General features: G+C 62.9%; 14 protein-coding genes. 4 read left to right on the top strand and 10 right to left on the bottom strand.

What is annotated here, in order from left to right; translation table 11 throughout:
* Window positions 1–41 precede the first annotated feature (41 nt).
* The 9 genes from bamA to AC3A4H_RS12330 all read right to left on the bottom strand — a co-directional run bounded on the left by bamA (window position 42) and on the right by AC3A4H_RS12330 (window position 9,898).
* Complete coding sequence (gene bamA, locus AC3A4H_RS12370; protein ID WP_487766912.1) at window positions 42–2,426, bottom strand: outer membrane protein assembly factor BamA; 2,385 nt, start codon at window positions 2,424–2,426, stop codon at window positions 42–44.
* Between the two features lie 219 nt (window positions 2,427–2,645).
* Window positions 2,646–3,785: an RIP metalloprotease RseP gene (gene rseP, locus AC3A4H_RS12365; RefSeq protein ID WP_487766911.1), complete on the bottom strand. Its 1,140-nt coding sequence runs from the start codon at window positions 3,783–3,785 to the stop codon at window positions 2,646–2,648.
* A 107-nt stretch (window positions 3,786–3,892) separates the two neighbouring features.
* Window positions 3,893–4,705, bottom strand: a complete 813-nt coding sequence (locus tag AC3A4H_RS12360) for a phosphatidate cytidylyltransferase (protein ID WP_487766981.1) — start codon at window positions 4,703–4,705, stop codon at window positions 3,893–3,895.
* A gap of 11 nt (window positions 4,706–4,716) precedes the next feature.
* Window positions 4,717–5,436: an isoprenyl transferase gene (locus tag AC3A4H_RS12355; RefSeq protein ID WP_487766910.1), complete on the bottom strand. Its 720-nt coding sequence runs from the start codon at window positions 5,434–5,436 to the stop codon at window positions 4,717–4,719.
* A 38-nt stretch (window positions 5,437–5,474) separates the two neighbouring features.
* The gene (gene frr / locus AC3A4H_RS12350; RefSeq protein ID WP_487766909.1) at window positions 5,475–6,035 is read right to left on the bottom strand and encodes a ribosome recycling factor; all 561 of its coding nucleotides are present in this window, start codon (window positions 6,033–6,035) and stop codon (window positions 5,475–5,477) included.
* A gap of 46 nt (window positions 6,036–6,081) precedes the next feature.
* A complete protein-coding gene (gene pyrH / locus AC3A4H_RS12345; protein ID WP_487766908.1) occupies window positions 6,082–6,804 on the bottom strand; it encodes a UMP kinase in 723 nt (240 codons plus the stop codon).
* Between the two features lie 154 nt (window positions 6,805–6,958).
* The gene (gene tsf / locus AC3A4H_RS12340) at window positions 6,959–7,882 is read right to left on the bottom strand and encodes a translation elongation factor Ts (RefSeq protein WP_348779538.1); all 924 of its coding nucleotides are present in this window, start codon (window positions 7,880–7,882) and stop codon (window positions 6,959–6,961) included.
* Between the two features lie 127 nt (window positions 7,883–8,009).
* The gene (rpsB, locus tag AC3A4H_RS12335) at window positions 8,010–8,792 is read right to left on the bottom strand and encodes a 30S ribosomal protein S2 (RefSeq protein ID WP_348779537.1); all 783 of its coding nucleotides are present in this window, start codon (window positions 8,790–8,792) and stop codon (window positions 8,010–8,012) included.
* A 278-nt stretch (window positions 8,793–9,070) separates the two neighbouring features.
* A complete protein-coding gene (locus AC3A4H_RS12330) occupies window positions 9,071–9,898 on the bottom strand; it encodes a cell envelope integrity EipB family protein (RefSeq protein ID WP_348779536.1) in 828 nt (275 codons plus the stop codon).
* Window positions 9,899–10,032: 134 nt separating this feature from the next.
* Between AC3A4H_RS12330 and AC3A4H_RS12325 the strand changes: the two genes are divergently transcribed.
* Genes AC3A4H_RS12325 through AC3A4H_RS12315 form a run of 3 tightly spaced genes read left to right on the top strand, consistent with a single transcriptional unit; the run spans window position 10,033 to window position 12,514 of the window.
* On the top strand, window positions 10,033–10,497 hold the full coding sequence (locus AC3A4H_RS12325; protein WP_348779535.1) for a RidA family protein: 465 nt from the start codon (window positions 10,033–10,035) through the stop codon (window positions 10,495–10,497).
* A gap of 13 nt (window positions 10,498–10,510) precedes the next feature.
* The gene (locus tag AC3A4H_RS12320) at window positions 10,511–11,239 is read left to right on the top strand and encodes a glycerophosphodiester phosphodiesterase (protein WP_487766907.1); all 729 of its coding nucleotides are present in this window, start codon (window positions 10,511–10,513) and stop codon (window positions 11,237–11,239) included.
* A 51-nt stretch (window positions 11,240–11,290) separates the two neighbouring features.
* Entirely contained in the window at window positions 11,291–12,514 is a 1,224-nt protein-coding gene (locus tag AC3A4H_RS12315; RefSeq protein ID WP_487766906.1) for a GNAT family N-acetyltransferase, read from the top strand.
* A 3-nt stretch (window positions 12,515–12,517) separates the two neighbouring features.
* Here AC3A4H_RS12315 and AC3A4H_RS12310 read toward each other — a convergent pair whose 3' ends face one another.
* Window positions 12,518–12,853, bottom strand: coding sequence for a DMT family transporter (locus AC3A4H_RS12310; protein WP_487766905.1), 336 nt, complete (start codon window positions 12,851–12,853; stop codon window positions 12,518–12,520).
* 79 nt (window positions 12,854–12,932) lie between these two features.
* Here AC3A4H_RS12310 and AC3A4H_RS12305 point away from each other — a divergent pair, with 79 nt between their 5' ends.
* A complete protein-coding gene (locus tag AC3A4H_RS12305) occupies window positions 12,933–13,358 on the top strand; it encodes an HIT family protein (RefSeq protein ID WP_487766980.1) in 426 nt (141 codons plus the stop codon).
* The last annotated feature ends 31 nt before the right edge of the window (window positions 13,359–13,389 follow it).

Here is a 13,389-nt window from a genome sequence, read left to right as displayed (position 1 = left end):
TTCTTCCGGGCCCATGCGGCCCGGAAGTTTGCCAGCTTCGATCAGAAGCGGGTCGAAATACCGAAGTTGAAGTTCTGCACCGCATCCCCATCCTGCTTGACGACCGGGATGGCGTAGTCGACGCGCAGCGGACCGAACGGCGAGGCCCAGATCAGGCCGGCGCCAATCGATGCACGCCATTCCATGCCCTTGCCGACGATGTCCACACCGCCCTGACTGACAGGAATCTTGTTGCCGAACAGGGTAGCCGCGTCGGCGAAGACCGCGCCACGCAGCCCGAGGCTCTCCGGAATGACCGGGAGCGCGAACTGAGCTTCGGCGGAGGCATTGAGATAGCTGGTGCCGCCGACATGATCGTCGTTTCGAGGATCATACGGACCGATGCCGCCGTATTCGAAACCGCGGATCATGCGATCATTGCTCTGGAAGTGATCGAAGATGCGCAGATTGTCGGAACCGTAGCCGGCGACATGACCGCCGCCAACGCTCGCCAGACCGACGATGTCATACTCTTCCGACAGCGTCTGATAGTAGCTGCTGCGGCCCGTGACCTTCACAAACTTGGCATCACCGCCAAGGCCCGCCACTTCCGTGGTCAGCGCGGCGTAGATACCCGAATGCGGGTTCTTCATGTCGTCGATGGTGTTGTAGAGCAACGTGCCGGAGACTGACGACTTCACCCACGGGCTGTTCTTGACACCGTCCACAATGGCCGGGGAAATCTCATTGGGACCGCAATCGCCGCCTGGAACACCTGCGTTATCGGCCGTGCAATCGCCCCGGAACTTGTACTTCTCCTGGGTCAGGTTGTAGGCCAGCTGGGTCGACAGAGTTTCCGTGATCGGCAGGCCGAAGCGGACCGTACCGCCGTTCAGCTCGTTCTCGTAATTGGTGAAGGTACGGGTCTGACGATAGACGTCGAAGCCCGCCGCAACGCGGCTGCCGAGGAAGTAGGGCTCGGTGAACGAGACCATGAAGTCGCGCGCGTTCCGACCACCACCGGCCGAGAGGCGGATATACTGGCCGCGGCCGAGGAAATTGCGCTCGGTGATGGAGCCTTCCATCGACGGACCGGGCGTCTCGCCGCCGGAGGTGTAGCCGGCGCCGATCGAGAACTCGCCGCTGGCCTTCTCGACCACATCGACGACGAGCACGACCTGATCGGGCTCGCTGCCCGGCGCGGTCGAAACCTGAACGCTTTCAAAGAAACCAAGCCCCTCAAGGCGCTTCTTCGCGCGCTGGATCAGAACCTGATTGAAGGCATCGCCTTCGCTGACGTCGAACTCGCGGCGAATCACATAGTCGCGGGTGTAGTCGTTGCCACGGATCTCGATGCGCTCGACATAGGCCTTTGCGCCCTGATCGATGGTGTAGGCGACCGAGATGGTGTGGTTCTGGAAGTTGCGGTCACCGCGCGGCGTGACCTGCGCGAAGGCGTAGCCCTTGCCCGCAACCGATTCCGTCAGCGCGATGATCGATTCCTCGACATTCTTGGCGCTGTAGACGCCGCTGGAGCGGGTCTTCACGATCGACTGCAGCTCGGCCGCATTGAGTTCGGGAATCGAGGTCTCAACGGCAACATCGCCGAAGGTATAGCGATCGCCTTCGTCGACCGTGATGGTCACGGTGTAGGTGTTGGTCGCCTCATTGAGGTCGCCGGACGCCGAGACCACGCGGAAATCGGCATAGCCACGGTTGTAATAGAAGCGGCGAAGCGCCTCTTCGTCGGCGCGCAGGCGCTGCTCGTCATAGACGTCGTCGCGCAGCAGGAAGGACAGGATCGTCGACTTCTTGGTCGAGATCACATCGGCCAGGCGGCGCGAGCCGAAAGCGTGATTGCCGACGAAATTGATCGCAGCGATCTTGGTGCGCTCGCCTTCCTTGATGTTGAAGACGACGTTGACGCGGTTTTCGCCCAGATCCATGACCTGCGGGGTCACGGTGGCGTCGTTGCGGCCGATACGGCGATAGGACTCGCGGATCGCCTCGGCGTCAGCTTCCATCGTCGCGGTCGAGAAGGCGCCGCGCGGCTTGAGCTGCACCGTGCCGGAGAGCTGCGCGTCCTTGATCTTCTTGTTACCCTGGAACAGGACCTGATTGACGACCTGCAACTCGGAAACCTGCACGACCAGCGTGGAGCCTACCTGGTTGATGCGGACGTCGGAGAACAGCCCGGTGGCGAAGAGGCGCTTTACGGCCTCGTCGATATCGGCGGCGGAAAACGACTTGCCGGGACGAACGGCAACGTAGTCACGAATCGTCGACGCCTCGATGCGCTTGTTGCCCCGCACTTCGACATTGCTGATAACCGCAGCCGAAGCGACCGAAACAGCGGAAAGCTGCACGACGGCGGCCCCCGGAACGGCCAAAGAAGCGGACATAGCCACCGCGGACGCGGCGCTTAGAAAATTCGATGCTGCCTTCATCGGGCTATTATACCTTTTTCTCGTAGTCCCCACGGCGAGAAAACCGGACGTGCGGCCAATTTCCCCTACCGTATTAACCGGATTTTCCCTACACGCAAGGCTTCTGGTTAATTTGCATTTACTTAGCGATCTCGCGTGACATTCGCGTCACGCATATCGACGCGGATGGTAAACGCCCTCTCAACGAGCCGCCTTGCCAGCCAAATTTATTCATAAATTTCAGCATCCAAACAGATCGTTCCAGAAAACGAACATCATGAAGCCCAAAACGATCAGCATGCCGATTCGATAGAATGTCTCTATCATCCGCTCCGGCACCGGGCGACGGATGACTGCCTCCACGCCATAGAAGAGCAGATGGCCGCCGTCCAGCGGGGGAATCGGCAACAGGTTGAGAAATCCAATTCCCACAGACAGGAAAGCGACGAGCTGGACCAGCCATTCGAAGCCGAGCTTGGCCGCCTTGCCTGCCATGCCGGCGATCTTGACGGGGCCGCCGAGCTGGCACTTGTCCTCGCGGCCGACCACGAAACGCTGCAGGAACTGTCCGGTACGGGCAATGATGGTGCCGGTTTCGTTCACCGCCTCCACGAAGGCGCCGACCGGGCTGTAGTGGATGATCCGCGGGCGGCCGAGTTGCTCGTCGTTGACGACGCCGATGACCCCGACCTTGAGCTTGTTGCCGAGCGCGTCGGTCTGCTCCATCGGCTCGGGCGTGGCGGTCAGGGTGATTTCCTTGCCGCCGCGCAGCATCATGAAGACTGTCTTTTCGCCGGTCCTGCCCGAAACCAGGCGCTGGACATCCGAAAACGTCTCCACCCGCTCGCCTTCAACACTGACGAACCGGTCTCCGGGTTCGAAGCCCGCCACGGCTGCCGGGCTGTCTGGCCGCACCTCGGCTACCATCGGCTCCGAGACAAAGCGGCCATAGAGCGAGAAGATGACGGTGAAGACGGCGATGGTGAGAAGGAAGTTGAACAGCGGCCCGGCGAACACAGTGGCCGCGCGCTTCCAAACCGGCTGGGTGTGGAAGGCAACCTTGCGCTCGGCCTCAGACAAGGCCTCGGCGCCTTCGGCATCTGGGGCGCTGGTCACGTTCATGTCGCCGACGAACTTGACATAGCCGCCGAGAGGAATGGCCGAAAGCTTCCAGCGCGTTCCGTGCCGGTCGTTGAAGCCGATCAGCTCCGGGCCGAAGCCGATCGAAAAGGCCTTAACGCCGATGCCGCACCAGCGGCCGACCAGATAGTGCCCCATCTCGTGCACGAAGACGACGACCGTCAACACGAAGAGGAACGGGATAATCGTGCCGAAAAGCAGGCTGCTGGTGCCGAACATCGCCGGAAGTATCTCGTTCAATGTCATGCTCCCAAAACAAATCGTCCCGCCAAGCGCGCGTCGCGAGTGTCATGCCGATCCCGGCAAATCCAAGGCGCCCGCTCGCCTATTCCGGCCCGGGAGGCTGACTAGCGGGGGAACAACCCGCCAACCGGATCCGCGACGCCGCCAAGCAGCATGCCGATGAAGTACAGCGCGAAGGCCGCCGCAACAAGCCCGTCGACGCGATCCATGACGCCGCCATGGCCGGGAATGAGATGGCTGGAGTCCTTTACGCCGTGCCGGCGCTTGACCCAGGATTCGAACAGGTCGCCGATCTGCGAGATCACGGACAGGAGGATCGCCACCGGCAGCATGACGAATAGCGAGGCGCCAGCCCAAACCGCGACCGCCAGGCCGGCAGCCACGCCGCACACCGTGCCGCCCATGGCGCCGCTCCAGGTTTTGCCAGGAGAGATCGAGGGAGCAAGCTTCGGCCCGCCGACGGCGCGGCCAACGAAATAGGCAAGGATGTCCGTCGCCCATACCACGGCAAACAGGAACAGCACGGCTATCAGGCCCGTCTTGTCGCCGCCTCGCAAAAATGCCAGCGAGATGCCCGACAGGCCGGCATAGGCGAGGCCGGCAGCAGTCCAGTTGCCCTGCCCGCGCACGAGGCCGAAGCCGGCGGACACCAGGACGGCACCGGCCAGCGCAAGCAGCACCCCGCCCGCAGGCCAGCCGCCAAGCAGCGCCAGCAGAACCACGGCAAGCAGAGCCGCCGAAAACCATTGATGCGCGCCATTGGCCTCGGTACGCGACATGGCGCACCATTCATAGAAGATCGCCAGCGAAATGGCCGCCGACAAGGCGCGGAACGGCAAGCCGCCAAGCCAGGTGAGGCCCAGCACCACCACCGCCATGACGATGCCCGAAATGACGCGAAGCTGCAGGTTGTTCATTTGTCTGGTGCTCAAGATGCCGCGCCGCTGGCGAGCAAGCCGCCGAAACGGCGCTCGCGTGAGGCATACTGCTCCAGCGCCTCGGCCAGATGGCTCCTGGTGAAATCGGGCCAGTAGCAAGGCATGAATACGAGTTCACTATAGGCTGCCTGCCAGAGCAGGAAGTTGGAAAGGCGCATTTCGCCGCTGGTGCGGATCACCAGATCGGGATCGGGTATTTCGGCTGTGTCGAGAGCATCCGAAACCGTCTCGACATCAATGTCTTCGGGCGCCAACTTGCCGGCGGCAACCTGCTCGGCGATCTTGCGCGCCGCGCGCGCGATTTCGTCGCGGCCGCCATAGTTGAACGCGATGACCAGATTGATGGCGGAGTTGTCGGCGGTGAGCGCCTCGGCTTCGTGCAGTAGTGCCGCAATGTCGGGCTGCAGGCCGTCACGCTCCCCGATGATGCGCACCCTCACCCCGTTCTGGTGCAATTCGGCCAGATCGCGGCGGATGAATATGCGAAGCAGCCCCATCAGGTCGCTGACTTCGGATTTCGGCCGAGACCAGTTCTCCGAGGAGAAGGCGTAGACGGTCAGCCAGGAAATTCCCTGGTCTGCGGCAGCCCGCACCGTCTGGCGAAGCGCTTCCACGCCTGCGCGATGGCCAGCGACGCGCGGAAGCCCGCGCGCCTTTGCCCAACGGCCGTTTCCATCCATGATGATCGCGACATGCGCAGGCGTCGTCATATCTTCGCTTTCATGCCGCCGGCTTGGCCAGTCACGCCTCAGACCTGCATGATCTCGGCTTCCTTCCCGGACAGAAGGCTGTCGATCGTGCTGATCGTCTCGTCGGTGAGCTTCTGGACCCGTTCCGACTGCGTGCGGGAATCGTCCTCGCTGATGTCGCCGTCCTTCTGGGCCTTTTTGAGATGGTCCATGCCATCACGGCGCACGTGGCGCACGGCGACGCGGGCGTTCTCGGCATAGGTGTGAGCGATCTTGACGAGTTCCTTGCGGCGCTGCTCGTTGAGTTCCGGTAGCGGAATGCGCAGCGTGGTGCCGTCCACGATCGGATTGAAGCCGAGGTTGGATTCGCGAATAGCGCGGTCGACAGCGCCGACCATCGACTTGTCCCAGACCGAGACAGAGATCATGCGCGGCTCGGGCACGGAAACGGTGGCCACCTGCGTTATCGGCATGGCAGAGCCATAAGCCTGAACCTGGATCGGATCGAGCAGGTTGCTGGACGCGCGCCCGGTTCTCAGCGATGCCAGGTCGTGCTTGAAGGCGTTGATCGCGCCTTCCATGCGCCTCTGGATGTCGTTGAAATCTGCCCCGTTGCTCATCTCTTACTCTCCTTGACCTTGAAGTCCGTCAGGCCATCACTGCGGTTTACGTTTCGGCGACGACCGTGCAGCGGCCACCGCCCCTGAGGATTTCACCGAAACCGCCCTGCTCGTGTATCGAGTAGACGATTATCGGAATGTTGTTTTCGCGCGCAAGCGCAATTGCTGCCGTATCCATGATTGTCAGCCCCTTGGCGATCACCTCGGCATGGGTAATGCGCTCGTATCGCGTCGCGGTGGGGTCGATCTTCGGGTCGGAGGAATAGACGCCGTCGACCTGGGTGCCCTTGAACAGCGCATCGGCGCCGATCTCGGCCGCGCGCAGCGCTGCGGCCGAATCGGTGGTGAAGAAGGGATTGCCGGTGCCGCCGGCGAAAATCACGACCTTGCCCGCGTTCATGTAGGCGGTCGCCTGGCGCTGGGAGAAGCTCTCGCAGAGCTCCGGCATGGCAATTGCCGAAAGCACCACCGCGTCGACGCCCTGCTTGACCAGCGAGGTGCGCAGCGCAAGCGAATTTATTACGGTGGCCAGCATGCCCATATGATCGCCGGTCACGCGGTCGCCGCCCTTGGAGGCTACGGCCACGCCGCGAAAGATATTGCCGCCCCCGATGACGACGCCGACTTCGACGCCCAGGGCCCGGGCCTCAGCGATATCGGAGGCGATGCGGTCCACCACCGAAACGTCGATGCCGAAATGCTGCTCACCCATCAGCGCCTCACCCGACGCCTTCAGCAACACACGCCGGTACAAGGGTTTGACCGTCATCCTGTCCTCGCTGGATCTTTTGTTTGTTTAAATGAAATGCACGCCGGCGCGAGGCGCCGTGCAGCCAACCGGCATTGCAAGCTGCGATACACGAAGGGCACCGCGTTGTCACGCGATGCCCTGTTCGTCAACCGTCAATTAGGCTTGAAGAGTGTTACTGCTTCGCCGCAGCCGCAACTTCAGCCGCAAAGTCGGATTCCTGCTTCTCGATGCCTTCGCCGAGGGCGAAACGCAGGAAACCGCTGATCTTGGCCGGAGCGCCGATTTCCTTCTCGGCTTCCTTGAGAGCTGCCTCGACCGTCAGGTCGGGGTTCAGCACGAAGCCCTGCTTCAGCAGAACGACTTCCTCGTAGAACTTGCGCAGGCGACCTTCGATCATCTTCTCGATGACGTTCTCGGGCTTGCCCGATTCGCGGGCCTGCTCGGCGAAGATCGCCTTTTCGCGGGCGACGACGGCAGGATCGATCTGCTCGGCGTTCAGGGCCAGCGGGTTGGTGGCGGCAACATGCATGGCCACCTGGCGAGCGAAAGCGCGGGCGGCATCGGCATTGCCGGTGGTCTCGACGGCCACCAGAACGCCCAGCTTGCCGAGGCCCTCGGCAACCGAGTTGTGGACATAAGTCGCAACCGCGCCCGCCGGAACCGACAGCTTGGCCGCGCGGCGGAAGCTGAGGTTCTCGCCGATGGTGCCGATTGCATCCTTGATCGTGTCGGCGACGGACTTTTCGGAACCCGGATAGGGGGCAGCGGCAACGGCGTCGCCCTCGCCCTCGATGCCGAGCGCGACCTGGGCCACGTTGCGGACGATCTCCTGGAAGGCATCGTTACGGGCCACGAAGTCGGTCTCCGAGTTGACCTCGACGACGACAGCCTTGTTGCCGTCGCCGGCAACGCCGATCAGGCCTTCGGCCGCGGTACGGCCGGCCTTCTTGTCGGCCTTGGCGATGCCCTTGGCCCGCAGCCAGTCGACTGCGGCTTCCATGTCGCCGCCGGTCTCGGCCAGCGCAGCCTTGCAATCCATCATACCCGCGCCGGTCATATCGCGGAGTTCTTTGACCTGTGCTGCTGAAATGCTCATTCTTTAGCCTCTTTGTTAGAAATGCGTGGGCGCACCACCGACTTTTCGATGATGCGCCTGACGCCTGCGCGACAATGCGCGCCCGATCCGGGAAAAATCGGGGGCCGGGCCACGGCCCCCGGCGCCATTACGCCTCGGGGGCGGTGCTTTCCGGCGCCTCGTCGAGCGTCGGCTCGACCGGGGCTTCGGCGGAAGCGCCGACGTCCATGCCCAGCGCGCCCTGCTGGCGGGCGATACCGTCGATGGCGGCGCGAGCGATCAGATCGCAGTAGAGCGAGATCGCGCGGGCGGCGTCATCGTTGCCGGGGATCGGGAAGTCGACCTTGTCCGGGTCGCAGTTGGAGTCGACGATGGCGACAACCGGAATGCCGAGGCGCTTGGCCTCGAGGATCGCGATCGCTTCCTTGTTGGTGTCGATCACGAACATCAGGTCCGGCGTCGAGCCCATGTCCTTGATGCCGCCGAGGGCCTTGTCCAGCTTCTCGCGCTCGCGCTCGAGGTTCAGACGCTCCTTCTTGGTGAAGCCCTGGGCTTCGCCAGCCAGCAGTTCGTCAAGCTTGCGCAGGCGCTGGATCGAGTTGGAGATCGTCTTCCAGTTGGTCAGCATGCCGCCGAGCCAGCGCGAGTTGACGTAGTACTGGGCCGAACGCTGCGCGGCGTCGGCAACGATGTCCGAAGCCTGGCGCTTGGTGCCGACGAAGAGAACGCGGCCGCCCTTGGCAACCGTGTCGGAAACCTGCTTGAGAGCCTGATGCAGCAGCGGAACCGACTGCGACAGGTCGATGATGTGGATGTTGTTGCGGGCGCCATAGATGTAGGGCGCCATCTTCGGGTTCCAGCGGTGAGTCTGGTGACCGAAGTGAACGCCAGCTTCCAGAAGCTGACGCATGCTGAAATCAGGCAGAGCCATTGTTCTTTATCCTTTCCGGTTGGCCTCCACGGACATCCGACATTTCGAGGGAGGTTTGCGCCATGAAGCCCATGGCCTCCGCCTGCCCTTTCCATGCCACCGGAGGTTTCAGCCGGATTTCTCCCGGCGGACACCAAAGTCCGTGTGTGGAATGGGGGCGCATATAGAGGGATGACGGCGGAAAAGCAAGCACAGCCGGCGCCGTCTGGTGGATTTCAATGCGCCTTTGCCTCCAGCGCTCGCACAAGGGGCGCAGCCGCGCTGCCGCAGGCCCCCCGCTATTTGCTGCAGACCTGGGTGGGCGTATCGAAAAGGGTGAGGTCGACCAGCTTGCCGGCCATGGAGAACTCGCCATAGTCCATGACCAGGTCACGCGTCAGCCCGTTCTCGTGCAGCTTGAAGCTGATGCGGTATTCCGGCACCTCTTCCCCGCCCCCGGAGCTTTCATCGAAATAGGCGATGTCGACCGGCCAGTATTTGTCCTTGGCCAGGGTCTTCAACGCCCCCGTTTCCGGATCGGCCTTGTCGACCCCGGCCTGCTTGCCGACGACGATGGTGGTGGTCATGACCTTGTCGGCGTCCTCGGAACCATCGAACAGGCTGGTCTCGTAAAAAGTCTCGCCAGCCTTGGCCTTGTCGATCAGCTCGACCAGGTGCTGGGTGGGAAATTGCGTTGCGGGCAGTTCAAGCGTGCTCTTTTCCGGCCTATCCATGGCGACCTTGACGCCGTTCGCTTCGCGCGTGGCCATGCCCTTCACCTCGTGATCGAGATGCTGGTCCACGAAGGACTTGGTGACGAAGCTGAATGTCTTGCCGTCGGCATCCTCGAAGGTAGTGGTCTGCTGATCTGTCATGCGCGCGTTCCCGCCGGTCGCGATCTGGGTGACGAATCGGAACTTGACCGTGTAGCCTTCGCAGGGAGAGCCGTTGAACTCATACACCATCCGGCCGGCGAGGCTGGAAATGCCGGAGCGGTCGGAAGCCTTGTCGAGAGACAAGTCGTAGACGGCGCGATGCGGCACCAGGGGAGCACCGGCGAAAGCCGGAACGACGCCCAAGGCAAGAGAAGGGACCAAGGCGAGAAGGGCAAGGCGCGATGCGCGCATGGAGACGCTCCGGTGGCGCGATCCCCACGGACCGCTGATGAGGTCAGTTTTAAAAAAAGTCGTGGCGGAAGCTAGGCAAAAATAGCAGTTTGCGCGCGACAACCAATTTCCAACCCAAGACATAGGGAATGACTATGACCGACACAATCGAAAACCGGCTTAGCCAGCTCGGCGTTACCCTGCCTGTGGCTTCCGCGCCGGCGGCCAACTATGTGCCTTTCATGCAGAGCGGCAACCTCGTGTTCACCGCCGGCCAGTTGCCGCTGAAGGACGGCAAGCTGGGGGCCACCGGGCTGCTCGGCCAGGACGTTGACACCGCCGGCGGCCAGGAAGCCGCCAAGCTTTGCGCCATCAATGTTCTCGCGCAGATCAAGGCCGCCCTGGGCGACCTGGAGCGGATCAAGCGCCTGGTGAAGATCACCGTCTTCGTGGCTTCGGCGCCCGGCTTTGCCGAACAGCACCTGGTCGCCAACGGCGCGTCGGACTTCCTCGTCGCCGCGCTGGGCGAAGCGGGCAAGCATGCGCGCTCGGCTGTGGGCGTGGCGATGCTGCCGCTCAACGCCTCGGTCGAAGTCGAAGCCATCGTCGAAGTCGCCTGAAGGTAAGCAGACCATGACCAACTTGTCCTGGCTGACGGCGCGGCCGATCGCGCACCGCGGCTACCACGACCTGAACAAGGTCGTGTGGGAGAACACGCTATCGGCTTTCGACCGTGCCATCGACCGGGGCTACGCCATCGAATGCGACGTGCACCTGTCGGCGGATGGCGTGCCCGTCGTGTTCCATGACGACGATCTGAAGCGGCTGGCGCGCACGGAAGGCTATGTCTGGCAGCGCACCGCCGCCGAAATGGGCGCACTGCGCATCGGCGGCACGGCCGATTATGTTCCCACCCTGCAGGAATTGCTCGATCACGTCGGCGGCCGCGTGCCGCTGGTGGTCGAACTGAAGGGCATTCCCGGCCGCGACGAAGGCCTGGTGGAAAAGGTCTGCGCACTGCTGCATGCCTATCGTGGCGAGGCGGCAATCATGTCCTTCGACCACTGGCTGATCCGCCAGTTTCCAGCGCATGCCGGCACGATCCCAACCGGGCTGACGGCCTACGGCACCAAGGACCACGAGCTGGAGGCGCATTTCTCCATGCTCGCGCACGACATCTCGTTTGTGTCTTACAGCGTGTCCGACCTGCCCAACCGCTTCGTGCGGTTCGTGCGCGAAAGGCTGCACATGCCTGTCATCACCTGGACCGTGTGCACCCAGGCAGGGGTGGAGCAGACCTTCGCCCATGCCGACCAGATGACGTTCGAAGGTTTCGAGCCGGATCCGGTGCGGGCTGCCTGAATGTGCCGGCCGCCTCTTGTACTGTCGGAAGGGGCGCGTATCTAAAACCTCATGGACAGCACGCGGGACGGCAACAAGACAAGAGCGGATGGCGACTACGCCATTCGCGTCGTGGACGGGATGGGCGGTTTCATCAAGGCGGAGTGGGACAGCCTGACCGGAACTTCACGCGACGATTCATCCCGACCGTATAACCCTTTCATTTCATTCGACTTCCTCAAGATTCTTGAAGAGGCCGGCTGCGCCGTGCGTCGTGCGGGGTGGATGGGACACCATCTGCGCCTCGAAGACCCGAACGGCACCCTGCTCGGCGCAGTGCCCTGCTATCTGAAATCGCACAGCCAAGGCGAATACGTCTTCGATCACGGCTGGGCGGACGCGTTCGAACGCGCCGGCGGGCGCTACTATCCCAAGCTCCAGGTTTCCGTGCCCTTCACCCCGGCGACCGGACCGAGGCTGCTCGCAAGCCGTTCAGCCGATGCTGATTCCGTCAGGGCCGCCCTCGCCTCCGGGCTCAGGCTGGTGACCGAGCGGCTCGGCGTGTCGTCGGCCCATGTCACATTCGCCACGCGGGATGACATGGCGGCGCTGAGCACGGCCGGCTTCCTTACCCGCACCGACCAGCAGTTCCATTTCTTTAACGAGGGGTATTCGAGCTACGAGGGTTTTCTGGAAACGCTCGCCTCGCGCAAGCGCAAGTCCCTGAAGAAGGAGCGGCGCGAGGCGCTGGCGGCAGGCATCGAAATTGACTGGCTGACCGGCAGCGATCTAACCGAACGCGTCTGGGACGACTTCTTCGGCTTCTACATGGATACCGGCAGCCGCAAATGGGGCCGGCCCTATCTCAACCGCGCATTCTTTTCGCTGGTTGGCGAACGGATGCGCGACGACGTGCTGCTGGTGATGGCGCGGCGCAATGGCCGCTATGTGGCCGGCGCCATCAACTTCATCGGCTCGGACACGCTCTACGGCCGCAACTGGGGCTGCGTCGAAGACCATCCCTTCCTGCATTTCGAAGTCTGCTACCACCAGGCGATCGACTTTGCGATCTCACGCGGGCTCAGGGTCGTCGAAGCCGGCGCCCAGGGCGAGCACAAGCTGGCGCGCGGCTACCGGCCGGTCACCACCCAGTCTGCCCACTACATCGCCCATGCCGGGCTGCGCAATGCGGTAGCCGCCTATCTCGAGCGCGAGCGCGAGGAGGTGCGGGAGATCGGCGAATATCTGGACGAGCACGGGCCGTTCCGGAAGGACCTCTCCCCTCGTGAAGACTAGCCCCTAGTGCACCACGGTCTTTGAAAACAGGTTGATGATGCCTACGCCCACTACGATGAAGCCCATGCCGACCAGCGCCGGCAGGTCGAGCGCCTGGCGGAACCAGATCCAGCCGATTGCGGTGATGAGGACGATGCCGGCCCCGCTCCAGATGGCATAGACGATGCCGATTGGCATGCTGCGCACCGCAAGCGACAGGAAGTAGAATGCAAGCGCGTAGCCGATGGCGGTGGCCACCGACGGCAGCGGGCGGGTGAACCCGTGCGTCTCCTTCAACGCCGCGGTCGCCATGACCTCGAAGACGATGGCGACGACCAGAAAGACATAGTTCAACTGCATTCGCATTCCTGACCGGTTGATTGCGGGAAGCCCCCGAAACGACTATGACGCGAACACGCTGACGACGAGAGGGCAGATGATGAGATACGACGATACCAATGTGTTCGCCAAGATCCTTCGCGGCGAACTGCCGGCGCACAAGGTCTATGAGGACGAGCACGCGATTGCGTTCATGGATCTGATGCCACAAGGCACGGGCCACACGCTGGTGGTGCCCAAGGCTCCCTCGCGCAACCTTCTGGATGCCGACCCGGCAACATTCGGCCCCCTCATGGCCGCCGTTCAGAAGATCGCCCGCGCCGCAAAGCAGGCCTTCGAAGCAGACGGCGTGACCGTGATGCAGTTCAACGAGCCCGCCGCGGGCCAGACGGTCTTCCACCTGCACGTCCACATTTTGCCGCGGTTCGAGGGCGTGGCGCTGAAGCCGCACACGGGGCAGATGGAACAGCAGGAAGTGCTGGTCGCGAACGCCGAGAAGCTGCGCGCTGCTCTGGTCTCAGCCTGAGGCCCCCCCTAGCGGACAGACCCTGGCCGGG

The sequence above is a fragment of the Pseudaminobacter sp. Soil_N_29 genome (genome assembly GCF_057656055.1).
Note: the sequence above shows the minus strand (reverse complement) of the source record. Positions and strands in the feature narration are given on the sequence as shown.